Origin of the sequence: Parerythrobacter jejuensis, from assembly GCF_039536765.1 — a bacterium.
GTDB lineage: Bacteria > Pseudomonadota > Alphaproteobacteria > Sphingomonadales > Sphingomonadaceae > Parerythrobacter > Parerythrobacter jejuensis.
Genome location: NZ_BAAAZF010000001.1, coordinates 498,590 through 515,640, shown reverse-complemented (window position 1 = coordinate 515,640; position 17,051 = coordinate 498,590). Strand labels below are relative to the sequence as shown.

Below are 17,051 nucleotides of genomic sequence, written 5' to 3'. Positions count from 1 at the left end.
AATCAGTCGGGTTTCTTCGCAACGCCGACCATGGCGGGCCGCAACAGACGATCCCGGATCATGTAACCGGCCTGCATTTCCTGCACGATTGTTCCCGGCTCTGCCTCGTTCGTCGGAACTTCCATCATCGCCTGATGCTGGTTCGGATCGAGCGGGAGACCCATGGCCGCAATACGGCTAACGCCATGCTGGCCAAAGACCTTGTCAATTTCGCGCTGTGTCGCCTCAATACCGGCGACCAGCCCTTTGAATTTTTCGTCTTCACGCAAATCCTGCGGGATCGACTCGATTGCGCGGGCGAGATTGTCCGATACCGACAGAATGTCCCGGGCAAAGCCGGTTGCCGCATAAGCGCGGGCATCCTGCACGTCTTTCTCCATGCGCCGCCGGACATTTTGTGTCTCTGCTTTGGCGTAGAGAGTTTCCTGCTTGGCAGTTTCCAGATCAGCTTTCAGAGCGGCAATGGCCTCTCCCAGATCATTCTCTTCGTCTTCCCCGCCATCGTCGAGGAACTCTTCAGGAACGCCCTCCAGTTCTTTTTCAACTTCGGCGTCGGTGGCAGTGTCCTGCTTCTTTGGTTCGTCAATCATGTGAGAATCTTTGCTAATTATCCGATGAGTTTGCCCAGAGAACGGGCTGTGAAATCGACCATGGGGACGACTCGGGCGTAATTCAACCGCGTGGGGCCAATCACGCCCAGCACACCCACCACTTTTCCTTCGCGATCTCGATAGGGACTGGCGATAACGGAAGAGCCGCTGAGGGCAAACAGGCGGTTCTCCGCCCCGATAAAGATGCGGGTTGCCTCTGCTTCACGCGCATTCTCCAGCAAATCGGCGACGGACTGCTTGTTTTCCAGGTCATCGAGCAGTGAACGAACCCGGTCGAGATCACCGATTGCGCTTTCATCCAGCAAGTTGGCTTGGCCACGAACAATCAAAACTGGCCGCTTGGAAGCGTCTTCGGTCCACACGGCCAGGCCCCGCTCCACGAGATCCTGGCTTGCCGAATCCAGAGCCGATTTTCCGTCTGCAATCTCCTGTCGCATCAGTGCAGACGCATCTGCCAAAGTCCGCCCCGGCAGGCGCGCGGAAATGTAATTGCTGACCTGCTCGAGAATATTGGCCGGAGTGTTTCCGACCTCGAGCACGCGGTTTTCAATCGCGCCATCCTCGCCGACCAGCACCGCAAGTGCACGCCCCTGGCCCAACGGGACGAGGGAGATTTGTGCCAAACGCGGCTCCCGGCTTGGCACCATCACCATGCCTGCAGCGCCCGAGAGGTCGGACAGCATGGCACTGGTCGCTTCCAACGCCTGCTCGATTGGCCCCGGCTCATTCAGACGGCGTTCGATCGCGTTGCGCTCCGCCTGTGATGGCTCGGCCATCTGCATCATCCCGTCTACAAACAGGCGCAGGCCGATTTCAGTGGGCATGCGCCCTGCACTGGTATGGGGAGCGGCAAGTACGCCGGTTGCTTCGAGGTCGGCCAAAACCGAGCGTATTGATGCAGGCGACAGATTGACCGCATCATCCTGGGCCAGAGCCTTGGATCCGACCGGCTGTCCGGATTCGAGATAGCCTTCGACGACAAGACGGAAAATCTCGCGTGCGCGCTCGCTCATTTCGGTGACGGGAGGTGTAGCCATGCACCCTTATCTAGCGCTTGGTCTTGCAGCCTCAAGGGCGGACCGCCTAACGCACGCCGCAACGACTCACTGAAAGGACTATTATGCGACCTTCCGGCCGTGCGCCCGACGAGATGCGCGCTATCACCATCGAGACCGGTTACACCAAGCATGCCGAAGGCTCCTGCCTGATCGGTTTTGGCGATACCAAGGTGTTGTGCACCGCCAGTGTTGAAGAACGTCTTCCCCCGTGGCTGCGTGGGAAGGGCCAGGGTTGGGTCACAGGCGAATATTCGATGTTGCCACGCGCAACCCACACGCGCGGAAGCCGCGAGGCAGCACGGGGCAAGCAATCAGGGCGGACCCAGGAAATCCAGCGCCTGATCGGTCGTTCCTTGCGGGCGGTTGTGGATATGGAAAAGCTGGGCGAGCGCCAGATTACGCTCGATTGCGACGTGATCCAGGCCGACGGGGGCACGCGGACAGCCTCTATTTCCGGCGCATGGATCGCATTGCGCCTCGCGGTCAATGGTTTGATGAAGCAGGGGTTGATCAAGAATGATCCGATCACTGGCAAGATCGCAGCCATCAGTTGCGGCATATTCCAGGGTACACCGGTTCTGGATCTCGATTATGAGGAGGATAGCAATGCCGATGCGGATGCAAACTTTGTTCTGATCGAAGGCGGCCAGATTGCAGAGGTTCAGGCGACCGCTGAGGGCGCGACATACGACGAGGAAGGCCTGCTGCGACTTCTGCGTCTTGCCAATATGGGTTGCGACCAGATCTTCACGGCACAGGACGAGGCCTCGCACTAATGACCCGTCGTCTCGGTTCCGGCTCCCTCGTCATTGCCACGCATAATGCAGGCAAGCTCAAGGAAATCGGTGCGCTGCTCGAACCACACGGCCTCAAATGCCTGAGTGCCGGTTCGCTAGGCCTACCGGAGCCTGCCGAGACCGGGAAAACTTTCGTTGAAAATGCGCTGATCAAGGCGCGTGCGGCAGCGGAGGCATCGGGTATTGTTGCTCTGGCCGATGATAGCGGGCTGTCCGTTGCTGCGCTTGACGGTCGACCCGGTGTTTACACCGCTGACTGGGCCGAGCGGCAATGGTTCGAAGGCGAGCCGGGCCGTGACTGGTATATGGCGATGGGCAAGGTTGAGGGGATGCTGCGCCAATTGGGTGATGATATTGATCGCAGCGCCGCGTTCCACTGCGTGCTCGCGATTGCCTGGCCCGACGGCGAACATGCCATCTATGAAGGTCTTGCACCCGGCTCGCTGACATGGCCACCCAGAGGTGAAATGGGGTTCGGGTATGATCCCGTTTTCGTCCCCGCAGGCCACGAGCAAACCTTCGCCGAGATTGCGCCCGAGGAAAAGCACGCGATAAGCCATCGCGCCGATGCCTTTGCAAAACTGGTCGCGGAGCAATTCGGCAGCTAGGATAGGGGCATGGCGCGTGCGCTCTATATCCACTGGCCTTTCTGCGCGAAGAAATGCCCCTATTGCGACTTCAACAGCCATGTCCGCGAAGGCGTGGATTTTGCGTTGTGGGAGCGCAGTATGCTCGCCGATATGCGCTGGGAAGCGGAACGGGCTGGTGGCGAAACGCTGACCTCCATCTTCTTTGGTGGTGGCACGCCTTCTCTGATGCCGCCTGCGCTAGTCGGGCGCCTGCTCGCCGAGGCGGAGCAACTCTGGGGTTTCGATTCTGACATCGAAATCACCTTGGAAGCCAATCCTTCTTCCGTTGAAGCGGCAAATTTTTCGGGTTTGGCTGTCGCTGGAGTGAACCGTGTTTCGCTCGGTATTCAAGCGCTTGATGACGAAACCTTGACGTTCCTTGGCCGCCTTCACGGGGTGGAAGAGGCGTTGCGGGCCTTGGCAGTGGCGCAGAAGGAATTCCGGCGCGTCAGCTTCGATTTGATCTATGCTCGTCCGGGCCAATCGCTCGCGCAGTGGCAAGCCGAATTGAAACAGGCGCTGGCATACGGAACCGATCATCTCTCGCTCTATCAATTGACAATCGAGCCTGGGACGCGGTTCGAAACGGATGTGCGACTTGGCCGGTTCGCCCCCCTCGACGATGATCCTGCCGCAGACCTGTTCGCTTTAACTGCAGATATGACCGGTGCCGCCGGATTGCCCGCTTACGAGACCAGCAATCACGCCCGTCCGGGCGAGGAAAGCCGCCACAACCTGACGTACTGGCGATACCAAGATTATTGCGGGATCGGCCCGGGCGCGCACGGACGCCGGGGTGGCATGGCGACAACGCGCCACCGCAAGCCGGAAAACTGGCTGGGTGCGGTCGATCAATGCGCCCATGGTACTCGGGACGAGCGCCAGCTTGGCGAAAAGGAGCAAGCGTCGGAAGCGCTTTTGATGGGCCTGCGCCTTGCGGAAGGGATCGATCCATCGGCCCTAGGAAACCGGTTCGCTCTGGCACCCGACACGATGCTGAGGTCGGACCGCGTGGAATTCTACACGCGCCTCGGCATGCTGGAGCAGGAAAATGGGCGGCTTCGCGTGACGGACAAAGGCAAGCCGTTGCTCGATGCATTGCTGGCTGAATTGGTTGCAGACGAATTGGCACTGGCATGAGCGCGCAATCCATCCTCGGCCAGTGGCACACCCATTTGGCAGATGAACGCCGCAGATCGCCGCACACTGTCAGGGCTTATCACAAGGCAGCAGAACGGCTTGTTTCGGGGCACTCCCTGGCGAGCTGGCGTGACGTCGCAGCCATCGATGCAGGCAAACTGCGAAGGCACCTGGCGCAGCGCAGAGCCAGCGGCCTTTCCAATGCGTCTGCGGCGCGAGAATTGTCAGCGTTGAAGGCTTTCATTGCCTATGCCCGCTCCGAAGAAGGGTTGGACGAGGCGTCCGCACCTCGCCTGCGTGGTCCGCGGATCAAGAAAGGCCTCCCGCGACCGGTGACACCCGATGATGCGGTAAACCTCGCCGATGTCGTGGAGAGTAGTGCTGCCGAGGACTGGATCGGAAAGCGAGACCGCGCTGTCCTTTTGTTGCTCTACGGAGCCGGTCTGCGGATTGCTGAAGCCTTGTCACTCCAAGGTAGCGATGTTCCGCTTGGGGAACGGCTCGAAGTCACCGGCAAAGGGGGCAAGGAGAGGATTGTGCCGCTGCTGCCAATCATTCGCGCGACCGTGGCGGACTATGTCGAGGCCTGCCCCTGGCCGATCAAGCAGGACGGGCCGCTTTTCCTGGGTGCCAGGGGCGCATTGTTGTCACAGGGCATGGTGCAAAAAGCGACAGCGCGAGCCCGTAGAGTCCTCGGTCTACCCGCGACGGCGACGCCGCATGCGCTGCGGCACAGTTTTGCAACCCACCTTTTGGGAGCAGGCGCTGATCTGAGGAGTCTGCAGGAATTGCTGGGACATGCCAGCCTCGGTTCGACCCAGATTTATACGAAGGTCGATGCCGCGACGTTGCTCGATACGTACCGCGATGCTCATCCGCGTGAACGGGATTGATCACATCGCGGCGTGGCGCGCCTCGAGCGCATCCCAGATTTTTGCAGCCGTATCGGTGCCGTTGAATTTGTCGATCGCGACGATGCCCGTTGGGCTGGTCACGTTGATTTCCGTGAGCCACTCCCCCCCGATCACATCTATGCCGACGAAGACAAGCCCACGCCGTTTCAGTTCGGGGCCCATGGCGGCACAAATTTCCTCTTCACGCGCAGTCAGGCTTGCTGCTTCGGCATAGCCACCTTGCGCCAGGTTGGAGCGGAACTCCCCTTCCCCCGGTTTGCGATTAATTGCGCCGGTGAATTCCCCATCGACCAACACGATGCGCTTATCTCCCTTGGCCACGTCGGGCAGGAAGGGCTGAACCATATGTGGCTCGGGCCAGGTCTGATTGAAGATTTCCATCAAGGCAGAGAGATTGGTGCCGCTTTCATCAATCTTGAAGATCGCCTTGCCGCCATTCCCATGAAGCGGCTTTACCACCACAGAACCGTGTCTTTCCTGAAATCGGCGCACATCGTCCATTTCGCGCGCAATCAGGGTCGGCGGCATGAACTGGGCGTAGTCGAGAACAAACATCTTTTCCGGCGCGTTGACCACTTCGCGCGGATCGTTCGCAACCAACGTAGTGCCTTTCAGTCGATCGAGCAGCAAGGCGGCCGTGATGTAGCCCAGATCAAACGGCGGATCCTGCCGCATCAGGATCACGTCCAGATCTGTGGCAAGATCGACGATCCGGCGATTACCCATGGTGAAGTGATTGCCCTTCACGGCCTGCACAGAAACGGGCGCAGCATGCGCGGTCAGCCGGCCTTGCTCATAGGCCACCGTTCCCACGTCGTAGTGCCACAATTCGTGACCACGTGCCTGGGCAGAGAGCATCAGGGCAAAGCTCGAATCCCCGTCAATATTGATGCTTTCCATGGGATCCATCTGGACCGCGACGCGCAGGGACATGTTTGCTCCTTAAGGCTGGTATGCGTTGGCGATGTGGCGGGGTAAGCTTCCGGGCGCAAGCAACATTACGTCGATCCTGATATCCTCCCCGGCGGTAGCATATTCATGCGCCACGCATTCGACTGCAGCGGCGACCCGGTGGAGTCGATACTCGTCAATCGCTGTATCAAGGTCTGCCTTGGCCTTGCGCCACTTGACTTCGACAAAGGCTATCAGACGGCCTCGCTTGGCGACCAGATCAATTTCTCCGCGCGGAGTCCGAACCCGCTGGGCAAGGATCGACCACCCCTTGGCGCGGAGCCATAACGCAGCGCGTCTCTCGCCATCACGGCCTCGCTGCTCGGCCAGCTGGCGCTTCATTCTTTCAGTTCCATTGCCCTGGCGTAAAGCGCCTTACGATCAAGCCCTGTTGCCTTGGCAACCTGTGCAGCGGCTTGAGAGGTCTTCATCGTCAGCAAAGCCTCGCGCAGCAATGTGTCGGGGTCTTCGGTGGATAACGCCTCGCCATCAGGTGGGCCGATCATCAGTACGATCTCGCCTTTGGGCGGGTGGGCTTCATAATATGCCAGAAGGCCCGCAGGTAGACCCCGCCTGCATTCCTCGTGCAGCTTGGTGATCTCTCGAGCCACAGCCACTTCGCGGTCGGGCATCATGTCGAGCAAGACCGCCAGACTTTTCGTTAGGCGCGGACCAGTCTCGTAAAAGACCAGGCAAGCATTTGTATTCGCCACTTCAGCCAGCATGTCACGCCGGGCCTTGTCTTTGACCGGCAGGAAGCCGGCAAACAGAAACTTGTCGCTGGGGAGGCCAGACATCGCCAGTCCGGCGATGGCGGCACAAGGGCCGGGCAAGGCCGTGACGGGATAGCCTAGATCCTTGGCCTCGCGCACAAGGCGATAACCGGGGTCGGAGATGAGGGGCGTCCCCGCATCGCTGACCAAGACTACGGCTTGATCTGCCAATGTCGCCAGAATCCGCTCCCGCGCATTTTCGTCGGCATGGTCGTCATAGCGCCGCAGCGGTTTCGAGATGCCCAGATGCTTCATTAATTTGCCGGTGACGCGGGTGTCTTCGCACGCTACCGCGCCGCATCGCGAGAGGGTTTCGATTGCCCGCAACGTGATATCGCCAAGATTGCCAATAGGCGTGGCGACTATATAGAGGCCTGGAGACAGGGGCTCTGCGGGTTGATCGGTTTGCACGCCTGCGGACATGGACAGAGTTTAAGGGAGTCGCAAGCATGATGGGCATCAAACTGGCGCGCAAGGCGCTGGTCGTAGCGGGAACGGCAGCTCTGTTGGCCGGGTGTCAGCTGGTTCCCAAGGGGCCAACGACGTCGACCGGTCCGATTGAAACCGGACCAACGCCCGAGCCTAGCGCGACCGCATTGCCCACCGATGAAACCCGCCACCGGGTTGCTCTGCTGGTGCCGATGTCTGGCAATAATGCACGCGTCGGCCAGTCGATTGCGAATGCGACGACAATGGCAATCCTCGATACAGGTGCGGAGAACCTTCGCATTACGACCTATGATACGTCTGCCGGAGCGCGTGCCGCGGCCCGCAAGGCGATCGCAGATGGCAACAAGCTGATTCTTGGTCCACTCATGTCGACCAATGTTGCCCAGGTTCTGGCAGAGGCCCGCCCTGCCCGCGTGCCACTTATTTCCTACTCCAACGATGCAAGCGTTGCCGGACCTGACTCATTCGTCATGGGCCATTTGCCAGGCCAGTCGATCCGTCGTTCGGTCGACTATGCCCGCAGCCGCGGGGCAACACGCTTCAGCGCCATTGTACCCGATGGCGAGTACGGCCGCCGGGCCGAGAATTCTCTGGCAATCGCCCTGCAAAGTGGCGGAGGCACACTGGTTGGCGTTGAACGTTATGCGCGGGGAAACACATCGGTTGTCAGTGCAGCCGAGCGACTGAAGGCACGCGGGGGCTATGACACCGTCCTGATTGCCGATGGAGCCCGCCTTGCGATCCAGGCAGCTGGCGTGTTCAAACCTCGCGGCGCGGGAAACACCAATCTGATTGGCACGGAGTTGTGGAGCGGAGAATCCTCCGTAACGCGGGCGAGCGCGCTGCGCGGTGCATGGTTCGCATCTGTCTCGGATTCGCGCTTCAAACGGTTTTCGGACAGTTACAACACGCGCTTTGGCAGCCAGCCCTTCCGGATCGCAACGCTTGGTTATGACAGCGTCTTGCTGGCATTGCGGGTGTCGCGCGATTGGCGCGTTGGCCGCAGCTTCCCGACTGCCAAGCTCTACGATTCTGGCGGCTTTCTCGGGCTCGACGGGGCCTTCCGTTTCACCCGTCAAGGCGTAGTCGATCGCGCAATGGAAGTGCGCCAGGTGCGCAATGGACAGGTTGTCATTGTTGATCCGGCCCCCGCCCGTTTCGACGACTAGGCCTTGAGGCCAACAGTTCGGCGCAAAACCCTGCGAGGCTGCTTGTTACGGTGCGAACCGGCCTTGTATAGCCCTGCCCATGTCTGACGATCTGTTTGAGAACACGCCTTCTTCCAGCGGCGATTATGATAGCTCTTCCATCGAGGTCCTTGAGGGTCTTGAGCCGGTTCGCCGTCGGCCGGGCATGTATATCGGCGGGACCGATGATCGCGCCCTGCATCACCTCGTCGCGGAAGTCCTCGATAATGCGATGGACGAGGCTGTCGCCGGCCACGCCAGCCGGATCGAAATCCGGATCGAAGAAGGCAATACTGTTTCGATCGCCGATAATGGCCGTGGCATCCCGGTAGACGAGCATCCCAAGTTTCCGGGCAAGTCGACGCTCGAGGTGATCCTCTCCACGCTTCACTCGGGCGGCAAGTTCTCGGGCAAAGCCTACGCGACATCGGGTGGCCTGCACGGCGTCGGCGTCAGCGTGGTCAACGCGTTGTCCAGCCATACCCGGGTCGAAGTGGCCCGCGACAAGACGTTGTTCGCCCAAGAGTTTTCCAAAGGACAGGCGCTCGGCAAGATTGAGGAACTGGGGGCTGCTCCTAATCGACGTGGCACCACGGTGACCTTCACGCCTGACACGGAAATCTTCGGCGATCGCCAGTTCAAGCCCGGGCGTCTTTACAAGCTGGCACGTTCCAAGGCGTATCTGTTTGCGGGCGTAGAAATTCGATGGAAATGCTCGGAGAGCCTCGCGTCTGAAGACGTTCCGGCGGAAGCTGTGTTCAAATTTCCGGGCGGACTGGCAGATCATTTGAAGGAGCAAATCGACGGCCGCGAATGCGTGACTGCCGAGCCCTTCACCGGAAGTCAGGACTTCCCCGACGAGCAAGGCCGCGTGGAATGGGCAATGGCCTGGCCGCTCTATTCCGATGGCACGACCAGCTGGTATTGTAACACTGTTCCGACCCCCGACGGTGGAACTCATGAGCAGGGCCTTCGTGCTGCGCTGACCAAGGGCCTACGCGCATTTGGCGAGCTGACGGGCACAAAGAAGGCGAAAGACCTTACCGCCGATGATGTCATGACGGGCGGCGAAGTGATGTTGAGCGTCTTCATCCGGGATCCCCAGTTCCAGAGCCAGACCAAGGATCGCCTGACCTCTCCAGAAGCCTCCCGCCTGGTAGAGAACGCAATCCGCGATCATTTTGACCATTTCCTTTCCGACAATATGGATCGCGGCAAGGCGTTGCTCGGCCAGGTGATGGAACGGATGGATGAACGCCTGCGCCGCAAGCAGGAACGCGAGATCAAGCGCAAGACGGCAACGAGCGCCAAGAAGCTGCGCCTTCCCGGGAAACTGACGGATTGCAGTGGTGAAGGCGATGGCGAGACCGAATTGTTCATCGTCGAAGGCGATTCAGCAGGTGGCAGTGCGAAACAGGCTCGTAACCGCAAAACGCAGGCGATTCTGCCAATCCGGGGGAAAATCCTGAACGTCGCATCGGCGACTGCTGACAAAATTCGCGCGAACCAGGAAATCGCCGATCTTTCGCTCGCGATGGGCTGTGGCACACGACAGGACTGCGATCCCGAAAATCTGCGTTACGATCGTATCATCATCATGACAGACGCCGATGTCGATGGCGCGCATATCGCTACGCTATTGATGACGTTCTTCTTCCAGGAAATGACGGAAATCGTGAAGCGTGGGCATTTGTTCCTCGCCCAGCCGCCGCTCTACAAGCTGACAGCTGGCAAAGAGAGCCGCTATGCCCGTGACGACGAGCATCGTGCGGAGTTGGAAGCAACCATATTCAAGGGCAAAAAGGTCGAAGTGGGGCGCTTTAAGGGCCTGGGCGAGATGAACCCCCAACAGCTGCGTGAAACGACCATGGACCCGGCGACCCGCAGCCTGATCCGGATCACCCTACCCCCGGAATTCGAAGATCGAGCGGCTGTGAAAGAGTTGGTGGACCGTTTGATGGGCCGCAATCCCGAACATCGTTTCAACTTCATCCAGAACCGCGCCGGTGAAGTCGACCGGGATATGATCGACGCCTAGAAAGGCGCGTCGAGAGCCTCGGCTCTGAACAATTCGATCTTGGGCGGACTATCGGCCAGCGCGTTTATCTGTCCGACGAATTGCTGCGATTCAGGAACCGCAAAGTGCCCCTGAACTGCAGCCATGTCCTGCCATTGCTCGTAGAACCGGATCACGTTTCGATCCTCCGCGTCGATGTAGCAATTGTGCGAGATGCACCCGGGCTCTGACCGGGAACGTGCCGAGTGCTCGCAGCCGATGCGTAGAGCTTCGGCCATGCTCTCTTCCGCGATCGAGGCCGATCCCGTGATAATGATCATGACTGGTCATCCGTATGGATATGCAAATGCCCTTCCAGCGTTTTGTGAACCGGGCATTTGTCAGCGATCTCGATCAGCCTCGCGCGGTCCTCTTCGGTCAGATCATCGCCGCGGATTGTGATGGCGCGATTGAGGGCCTGAATTGGCCTGCCTGACTCCATGGCCTCTACATGGCCGCAATCCTCCTCGTGGTTCCGCTCATGCGTCACGTGAATGGACACACCCTCCAGCGGAAGTTCCTTGCGATCAGCATACATCTTCATTGTCATAGCCGTGCAAGTTCCCAGCGCGGCATTGAGCAAGTCATACGGCGTTGGGCCGGTATCGTCGCCGCCATAGCTGCGCGGTTCATCGGCGACGAAACGATGGCTGGAAGTATGTACCTCGGTACCGAATTTCCCGTGACCAGTGCACACAATCACGCCCTCTTCCGGCATAGGCCAATCATCCTTCATCGGTAGATAGCGACTGGCCCAGCTGGCAATCACAGTAGCGGCAAAGCTGGCATCAGCTGCGTTGGTGAGCAAGTGATCTCCCCCGGCGAGGCTAATGAAGTTTTTCGGGTGCTTGGCCGCCTTAAAAAGATTGGACGCATGGTCGACGCTGACAATCTCATCTGTGGGTGAGTGACAGACCATCAGCGGGACACGCATTGCCCTTACGCGATCAAGCAGGTCGATGCTGCGCGTCTTGTCGAGGAAGTCCTTGCTCAATTTGAACGCCCGCCCGCCTATGGTTACGTCGCCTTCCCCATCACGTTCGATGGCGGCGATATCGCCTTTCACATTGTGAAGGACGTGCGGGACATCAGATGGTGCGCCGATGGTCGCAATCGCCGCAACCTTGCTTTTCGGCAACTGGTCGGCGGCGGCCAGCACGGCGGCTCCACCCAAACTATGGCCGACCAGCAAAATGCCATCTCCGAACCGGGCACACAGAGCACCCGCCGATGCCACGAGATCGTCTACGTCACTGGCAAAGCCGGCACGTCCGAATTCACCTTCGCTTCCACCCAGGCCGGTAAAATCAAACCGCAATGTGGCGATTCCCTCACGCGCCAGAGCCCGCGTCACTTCGATGGCTGCCTTGGATTGCTTGGTGCAAGTAAAGCAGTGCGCAAACAGCGCGGCGCCCCGGACCAGGCCGGTCGGTAATTCTAGAGAGCCCGAAAGCTCATGGCCTGCCTCGGTGGTAATCTTCAGATTTTCGGTTGGCATCGCAGGAACTCCCCTTCTTGTGCGTGCATCGTGCCTGTTTCTATTCGCGCAATCGACCAGAAAGTTTCAGACGCGCCCGAATTTGCCCGCATCACCTCGCACTGTAGGGTGCACGTAGACCCCGGAGAGACTTGTATGATTCGCCCGATTGCCGCTGCTCTTGCGTTCCTGCTGGCGCCCGTTTGTGTAACCGCACAGGAGGCAAAGCCACCGACCGAGGCCGCTTCCGATATCCTGAAAGAGCGCGCTGAAGATGTCGCTGCGGTTTTGCGAGGTGAGAAGCAGGCCGAGGCTGTTTTCGCTCCCGCCTTTCTCGCTGCAGTGCCCGCAACTCAGCTGTCTGCGATCGGAGAGCAATTGGCGGCGCAATTCGGTGCCTTTGTGGGAGTCGAGAGGGTTGAAGCCAGTAGTCGCTACCAAGGCACTATCTACCTGCGCTTCGAGAAAGCGATTGGCTCAGGCAACCTTGCCCTGCTGCCAGATGAGCCGAATATGGTTGGTGGGTTGTTGTTGCAGAGCTTTGAGCCGATCGATGACAATGCGGACAAGATCGCGGCTGACCTGGCTGCCTTGCCGGGTGAAGTTAGCGTTCTATTCGGCCCGCTGGCTGATGGTGCAGAACCGATCATGTCGATCAATCCCGACGCGCAGCTGGCACTTGGTTCGACGTTCAAGCTCTATGTTCTCTCCGCCCTCGCCCGGTCCATAGAAAACGGAGAGCGAAACTGGAATGATGTTGTCGAGCTGAATGTGAAATCCTTCCCGAGTGGTCGGTTGCAAAGTTGGCCGGAAGGCTCACCTCTGACGCTCCAATCCCTTGCCTCGCTGATGATCTCGGTCAGCGACAATACGGCGACCGATCAGTTGATTAGGGTGTTGGGTCGTGAGGCTATAGAGGCAGAGGCGGCACAGATCGGGCACTCTGACCCAGCGGGTTTGATGCCGTTCCTCACTACTCTGGAACTTTTTGCACTCAAGGCTGACAAAGATCTTGGGACCCGATTTGCCGAAGGTGACGAGGCGGAACAGCGTGCGGTACTGGATGAGTTGAGAGCACTTACCGGGTGGACGACCGATAACATCTCCGGGCCGACTTTCGTCGAGCCAACAATGATCGATACCCTCGAATGGTTCGCCAATACGGGAGACATCGCGAAGCTGATGGACACATTAGCCAGGTACGAGGATCAGACCGTTCGCGATGTGATGGCGATCAACCCGTCCATGCCGAAGGCCATTCGGGAGCGTTGGGCCTATATTGGCTACAAGGGCGGTTCGGAGCCAGGTGTTCTGAACCTCTCTTGGCTGCTCTTCGACAAGAACAATGCCGCCCATGTCCTGACCATGAGCTGGAGCAATTCCGAAGCCGGACTGGACAATTCGACTTTCGAATTGCTGGCCCAGCGGATCGTCGCATTGGCTGAGTAGCTTCGCCTAATAGTTTCATGCTTGCCCCGCTGCGGAGCGTTCCCTAACGCATCGCCCAACCAAGTTGCACAGGGAAACCTATGACTGATACAAAACGCTTTGAAGGCACCAACGATTATATCGCGACCGACGATCTGAAGGTCGCAGTGGATGCCGCTGTAACGCTGCGCCGCCCGCTTTTGGTCAAGGGTGAGCCCGGCACCGGTAAGACGGTTCTGGCGCACGAAATTGCCAAGGCGATTGGCGCTCCGCTGATCGAGTGGAATGTTAAGTCGACGACGAAAGCGCAGCAGGGTCTTTACGAGTACGACGCCGTGGCCCGCCTGCGAGATGGCCAGCTGGGCGACGAACGCGTCCACGACATTTCCAACTACATCAAGAAGGGCAAATTGTGGGAAGCATTTACCGCGGACCAGCTACCTGTCCTTCTAATCGACGAGATCGATAAGGCCGATATCGAATTCCCGAACGATCTGTTGCAGGAACTCGATCGGATGTCGTTCGACGTTTACGAAACGCACGAAACGATCACGGCAAAAGAGCGTCCGATCGTCGTGATCACTTCCAACAACGAGAAGGAATTGCCGGACGCCTTCCTACGCCGGTGCTTCTTCCACTATATCAAGTTCCCGGATCGCGACACGATGCGCGATATCATCGAAGTCCACTTCCCCGAAATCCAGAAGACCCTGGTGACCAAAGCCATGGATGTCTTTTACGAGATTCGCGAAGTGCCCGGGTTGAAGAAGAAACCAAGCACCAGTGAATTGCTCGACTGGCTCAAGCTTCTTCTGAACGAAGATATGCCGCTCGAAGTGCTGCAGGATGCCAATCCCAACAGCGCGATCCCGCCATTGCACGGTGCACTGCTGAAGAACGAGCAGGACGTGATGCTGTTTGAACGCCTCGCCTTCATGGCCCGTCGTCAAACCTGATCCGGGCAGCCGGTGGAGCGCGATGCCAGCACCTTGTGCCTCGCCTGCGGCCTGTGCTGCAGTGGCTCGCTCTTCCCCATGGCCCAAATTGATCCGGGTAATGATGACGAAAGGCTGGAAAGTGGGTTCGACACTGTTGAACATGACGGAAAGCCCTTCTTCCGATTGGGGTGCCACCATCTCGAAGGTGCCCACTGCCGGATTTATGGTGAAGGTCGTCCGAGGGTTTGCAGCGGGTTTAATTGCGCGCTTGTCTTGGCTTACATGTCAGGTCGGATGGAGCAGGAGCAAGCCATGGAGCTGATTGGTACTGCGGTGCAGATGGATCGGGCTGTCCGGCAGGCACTTGGCACGCATTCGGTCTCCGTGACCCGCAATTTCGAAGCGGTGGAAGACGCGTTGCAAGCGAAGCTTGCGGCCGAAAATGACCCTGAAGTGAAACGGACGATCGGACAGGTCCTTCTCGATATCATTGCCTTTCGCATGTTTGCGAAACGGCACTTTATTCCAGGCTCTGACGACAGTCCGGGTATGCAGGTTGCGCCCCATGGCGTGACCGGGAGCTAAAAAATGTTTTTCAATTTTGTCGACGAATTGCGTGAAGCCGGAATTGGGGCATCGTTTAAGGAGCATCTGACTCTGTTGGAAGCGCTCGACAAGGATGTGATCGAGCAGACGCCGGAGGCCTTCTATTACCTTTCGCGTGCCACCTTCGTGAAGGATGAAGGCATGCTCGACCGGTTCGACCAGGTCTTCCACAAGGTCTTCAAGGGCATCATGTCCGACTATGGCCAGAATCCGGTCGATGTGCCCGAGGATTGGTTGAAAGCCGTCGCCGAGAAGTTCCTGACTGAAGAGGAAATGGCCGAGATCGAAAAACTCGGTTCCTGGGAAGACATCATGGAAACGCTCAAGGAGCGGATCGAGGAGCAGGAAAAGCGCCACGAAGGCGGGAACAAGTGGATCGGCACCGGCGGCACATCCCCCTTCGGCAATTCGGGGTACAATCCCGAAGGTGTCCGGATCGGCGGTAAGGGCAAGCACGGCAAAGCGGTCAAGGTGTGGGAAAAGCGCGAGTTCAAAAACCTCGACAGCACCAAGGAACTTGGCACTCGCAATATCAAGATGGCGTTGCGGCGACTGCGCCGGTTTGCGCGTGAAGGCGCGCAGGACCAGCTTGATCTGGATGCAACGATCGATGGCACGGCCAAGCAGGGCTGGCTCGACATCCATATGCGGGCCGAGCGGCGCAATGCAGTCAAACTGCTGCTTTTCCTCGATGTTGGTGGTTCGATGGACCCATTCATCAAGCTGTGTGAAGAGCTGTTCAGCGCGGCGACAAGCGAGTTCAAGAATCTTGAGTTCTTTTATTTCCACAACTGCCTTTATGAAGGCGTGTGGAAGGACAATCGCCGGCGCTGGCAGGAGCGGACCAAGACCTGGGACATCCTGCACAAATATGGTCATGACTATAAGGTGGTCTTCGTTGGTGATGCAGCGATGAGCCCCTATGAGATCACCCATGCTGGCGGCAGTGTCGAGCATATGAACGAGGAAGCCGGCTCAACCTGGATGCAGCGGGTTACCAATACTTACCCGGCAACCGTTTGGCTCAACCCGGTGCCCGAGAAGCAGTGGGGCTATTCGCAAAGCACCAAGATGCTCAAGGAACTGGTCAACGACCGGATGTATGGCTTGACGCTGGACGGACTTGACGATGCGATGAGAGAGCTCAGCCGCAAGCACGGAGCGTGAGTCGCATTGGCGAGTAATCCCATGCGCCATTCACGCTTCGAGAAGGTTCGCCTGCGCCTCGAGGCCTACGACCCGGGGACGGGTTGGCGCCTCTGGCTTTACGAATTCCTGCTGTTCGGTTTCAAACAGGCGTGGGCCTGCCTCTTCGGCGGGTTGTTGCTTTTCCTGCTTCTAGCCACGCACCTTTTCTATCCGGATGAGGAGTGGCTCCATCGCTATGATTTTCTCACACTCGCCGCCATTTCGATACAGGGCGCACTCATTGCATTCCGCCTCGAAACATGGAGCGAGGCCCGGGTTATCCTGATATTCCACGTGGTCGGCACCATTATGGAGTTATTCAAGACGTCCGCGGGATCGTGGACATACCCCGAAGCGAGCGTGCTGCATATCGGCGCAGTGCCCCTGTTCTCCGGCTTCATGTACGCAGCAGTGGGTAGCTACATCGCCCGTGTGTGGCGCATTTTCGATTTCCGCTTCACTCACTATCCATCCCCTTCGGCCACGTGGCTGCTGGCGGCAGCGATCTATGTGAATTTCTTTGCCCATCACTGGATCTGGGATTTCCGGTGGGTGCTGTTCGCCATCACAGCTCTGTTGTTCTGGCGAACGAAAGTACATTTTAAAAACTGGAAGACGCACCGCTGGATGCCACTGCTGCTCGGCTTTGGACTCGTCGCCTTGTTCATCTGGTTCGCCGAGAATATCGCGACCTTCGCCAATGCCTGGAATTACCCCGGGCAGGAGGATGGTTGGCAGATGGTTAGCCTCGCAAAATATGGCAGCTGGTACTTGCTTATGCTGATCAGCTTTGTCCTCGTGGCGATTATCAATCCGGTCAGAAAACTCGACTAGCGGCCTCGTAAAGC

General features: G+C 58.6%; 18 protein-coding genes. 11 read left to right on the top strand and 7 right to left on the bottom strand.

All coding sequences use genetic code 11. From position 1 onward, the window contains the following. Window positions 1-2: 2 nt before the first annotated feature. Both grpE and hrcA read right to left on the bottom strand, forming a co-directional pair. Window positions 3-590: a nucleotide exchange factor GrpE gene (grpE, locus tag ABD653_RS02480; RefSeq protein ID WP_160779698.1), complete on the bottom strand. Its 588-nt coding sequence runs from the start codon at window positions 588-590 to the stop codon at window positions 3-5. Window positions 591-607: 17 nt separating this feature from the next. Next, entirely contained in the window at window positions 608-1,648 is a 1,041-nt protein-coding gene (gene hrcA, locus ABD653_RS02475) for a heat-inducible transcriptional repressor HrcA (RefSeq protein ID WP_160779697.1), read from the bottom strand. Window positions 1,649-1,731: 83 nt separating this feature from the next. Between hrcA and rph the strand changes: the two genes are divergently transcribed. From rph to ABD653_RS02455, 4 genes are read left to right on the top strand one after another with little or no spacing between them, the layout of a single operon-like run. After that, window positions 1,732-2,445 (top strand): ribonuclease PH, encoded by a 714-nt coding sequence (gene rph / locus ABD653_RS02470; protein ID WP_160779696.1) that lies wholly within the window; start codon window positions 1,732-1,734, stop codon window positions 2,443-2,445. After that, window positions 2,445-3,074, top strand: a complete 630-nt coding sequence (gene rdgB, locus ABD653_RS02465; RefSeq protein ID WP_160779695.1) for an RdgB/HAM1 family non-canonical purine NTP pyrophosphatase — start codon at window positions 2,445-2,447, stop codon at window positions 3,072-3,074. Before rph ends, rdgB begins: the two co-directional genes overlap by 1 nt. Window positions 3,075-3,083: 9 nt before the next feature. After that, window positions 3,084-4,235: a radical SAM family heme chaperone HemW gene (gene hemW, locus ABD653_RS02460; protein ID WP_160779694.1), complete on the top strand. Its 1,152-nt coding sequence runs from the start codon at window positions 3,084-3,086 to the stop codon at window positions 4,233-4,235. Continuing rightward, on the top strand, window positions 4,232-5,128 hold the full coding sequence (locus tag ABD653_RS02455) for a tyrosine recombinase XerC (RefSeq protein ID WP_160779693.1): 897 nt from the start codon (window positions 4,232-4,234) through the stop codon (window positions 5,126-5,128). The genes hemW and ABD653_RS02455 overlap by 4 nt, the downstream gene beginning before the upstream one ends. Here the strand turns inward: ABD653_RS02455 and gshB are convergent, their stop codons facing one another. The 3 genes from gshB to rsmI are packed head-to-tail and all read right to left on the bottom strand — an operon-like array spanning window position 5,129 to window position 7,296. After that, window positions 5,129-6,082 (bottom strand): glutathione synthase, encoded by a 954-nt coding sequence (gshB, locus tag ABD653_RS02450; protein WP_160779692.1) that lies wholly within the window; start codon window positions 6,080-6,082, stop codon window positions 5,129-5,131. A 9-nt stretch (window positions 6,083-6,091) separates the two neighbouring features. Continuing rightward, complete coding sequence (locus tag ABD653_RS02445; RefSeq protein WP_160779691.1) at window positions 6,092-6,442, bottom strand: YraN family protein; 351 nt, start codon at window positions 6,440-6,442, stop codon at window positions 6,092-6,094. Next, complete coding sequence (gene rsmI, locus ABD653_RS02440; RefSeq protein WP_160779690.1) at window positions 6,439-7,296, bottom strand: 16S rRNA (cytidine(1402)-2'-O)-methyltransferase; 858 nt, start codon at window positions 7,294-7,296, stop codon at window positions 6,439-6,441. The genes ABD653_RS02445 and rsmI overlap by 4 nt, the downstream gene beginning before the upstream one ends. Before the next feature lie 26 nt (window positions 7,297-7,322). Between rsmI and ABD653_RS02435 the strand changes: the two genes are divergently transcribed. Then, window positions 7,323-8,492, top strand: a complete 1,170-nt coding sequence (locus ABD653_RS02435; protein WP_199801131.1) for a penicillin-binding protein activator — start codon at window positions 7,323-7,325, stop codon at window positions 8,490-8,492. Window positions 8,493-8,571: 79 nt separating this feature from the next. Continuing rightward, complete coding sequence (parE, locus tag ABD653_RS02430) at window positions 8,572-10,548, top strand: DNA topoisomerase IV subunit B (protein WP_160779689.1); 1,977 nt, start codon at window positions 8,572-8,574, stop codon at window positions 10,546-10,548. On the opposite strand, the gene ABD653_RS02425 is transcribed toward parE, so the two are convergent. Together ABD653_RS02425 and ABD653_RS02420 are read right to left on the bottom strand one after the other, a co-directional pair. Continuing rightward, window positions 10,545-10,847, bottom strand: coding sequence for a putative quinol monooxygenase (locus ABD653_RS02425; RefSeq protein ID WP_160779688.1), 303 nt, complete (start codon window positions 10,845-10,847; stop codon window positions 10,545-10,547). The two genes, parE and ABD653_RS02425, sit on opposite strands and share 4 nt — an antisense overlap. Continuing rightward, complete coding sequence (locus ABD653_RS02420) at window positions 10,844-12,064, bottom strand: bifunctional alpha/beta hydrolase/OsmC family protein (RefSeq protein ID WP_160779687.1); 1,221 nt, start codon at window positions 12,062-12,064, stop codon at window positions 10,844-10,846. The genes ABD653_RS02425 and ABD653_RS02420 overlap by 4 nt, the downstream gene beginning before the upstream one ends. Window positions 12,065-12,199: 135 nt before the next feature. Here ABD653_RS02420 and ABD653_RS02415 point away from each other — a divergent pair, with 135 nt between their 5' ends. The 5 genes from ABD653_RS02415 (at window position 12,200) to ABD653_RS02395 (ending at window position 17,037) form a co-directional block, all read left to right on the top strand. Further along, window positions 12,200-13,492 carry a serine hydrolase gene (locus tag ABD653_RS02415; protein WP_160779686.1) on the top strand — a complete coding sequence of 431 codons (1,293 nt, stop codon included), beginning with the start codon at window positions 12,200-12,202 and terminating at the stop codon, window positions 13,490-13,492. Between the two features lie 80 nt (window positions 13,493-13,572). Next, complete coding sequence (locus ABD653_RS02410; RefSeq protein ID WP_160779685.1) at window positions 13,573-14,427, top strand: AAA family ATPase; 855 nt, start codon at window positions 13,573-13,575, stop codon at window positions 14,425-14,427. 12 nt (window positions 14,428-14,439) lie between these two features. After that, the gene (locus tag ABD653_RS02405; RefSeq protein WP_160779684.1) at window positions 14,440-14,994 is read left to right on the top strand and encodes a YkgJ family cysteine cluster protein; all 555 of its coding nucleotides are present in this window, start codon (window positions 14,440-14,442) and stop codon (window positions 14,992-14,994) included. Window positions 14,995-14,997: 3 nt separating this feature from the next. Continuing rightward, window positions 14,998-16,182, top strand: a complete 1,185-nt coding sequence (locus ABD653_RS02400) for a vWA domain-containing protein (protein ID WP_160779683.1) — start codon at window positions 14,998-15,000, stop codon at window positions 16,180-16,182. Window positions 16,183-16,203: 21 nt separating this feature from the next. Beyond that, window positions 16,204-17,037: a DUF817 domain-containing protein gene (locus tag ABD653_RS02395; protein WP_160779682.1), complete on the top strand. Its 834-nt coding sequence runs from the start codon at window positions 16,204-16,206 to the stop codon at window positions 17,035-17,037. The last annotated feature ends 14 nt before the right edge of the window (window positions 17,038-17,051 follow it).

Excerpts from the sequence above, each read along its gene's own strand:
- ABD653_RS02435 (WP_199801131.1), top strand. The coding sequence starts at position 7,323 with ATGATGGGCATCAAACTGGCGCGCAAGGCGCTGGTCGTAGCGGGAACG.
- rsmI (WP_160779690.1), bottom strand. The coding sequence starts at position 7,296 with ATGTCCGCAGGCGTGCAAACCGATCAACCCGCAGAGCCCCTGTCTCCA.
- ABD653_RS02400 (WP_160779683.1), top strand. The coding sequence starts at position 14,998 with ATGTTTTTCAATTTTGTCGACGAATTGCGTGAAGCCGGAATTGGGGCA.
- ABD653_RS02420 (WP_160779687.1), bottom strand. The coding sequence starts at position 12,064 with ATGCCAACCGAAAATCTGAAGATTACCACCGAGGCAGGCCATGAGCTT.
- rdgB (WP_160779695.1), top strand. The coding sequence starts at position 2,445 with ATGACCCGTCGTCTCGGTTCCGGCTCCCTCGTCATTGCCACGCATAAT.
- hrcA (WP_160779697.1), bottom strand. The coding sequence starts at position 1,648 with ATGGCTACACCTCCCGTCACCGAAATGAGCGAGCGCGCACGCGAGATT.
- ABD653_RS02445 (WP_160779691.1), bottom strand. The coding sequence starts at position 6,442 with ATGAAGCGCCAGCTGGCCGAGCAGCGAGGCCGTGATGGCGAGAGACGC.
- ABD653_RS02425 (WP_160779688.1), bottom strand. The coding sequence starts at position 10,847 with ATGATCATTATCACGGGATCGGCCTCGATCGCGGAAGAGAGCATGGCC.
- ABD653_RS02395 (WP_160779682.1), top strand. The coding sequence starts at position 16,204 with ATGCGCCATTCACGCTTCGAGAAGGTTCGCCTGCGCCTCGAGGCCTAC.
- rph (WP_160779696.1), top strand. The coding sequence starts at position 1,732 with ATGCGACCTTCCGGCCGTGCGCCCGACGAGATGCGCGCTATCACCATC.
- gshB (WP_160779692.1), bottom strand. The coding sequence starts at position 6,082 with ATGTCCCTGCGCGTCGCGGTCCAGATGGATCCCATGGAAAGCATCAAT.
- ABD653_RS02415 (WP_160779686.1), top strand. The coding sequence starts at position 12,200 with ATGATTCGCCCGATTGCCGCTGCTCTTGCGTTCCTGCTGGCGCCCGTT.
- parE (WP_160779689.1), top strand. The coding sequence starts at position 8,572 with ATGTCTGACGATCTGTTTGAGAACACGCCTTCTTCCAGCGGCGATTAT.
- grpE (WP_160779698.1), bottom strand. The coding sequence starts at position 590 with ATGATTGACGAACCAAAGAAGCAGGACACTGCCACCGACGCCGAAGTT.
- ABD653_RS02455 (WP_160779693.1), top strand. The coding sequence starts at position 4,232 with ATGAGCGCGCAATCCATCCTCGGCCAGTGGCACACCCATTTGGCAGAT.
- hemW (WP_160779694.1), top strand. The coding sequence starts at position 3,084 with ATGGCGCGTGCGCTCTATATCCACTGGCCTTTCTGCGCGAAGAAATGC.
- ABD653_RS02410 (WP_160779685.1), top strand. The coding sequence starts at position 13,573 with ATGACTGATACAAAACGCTTTGAAGGCACCAACGATTATATCGCGACC.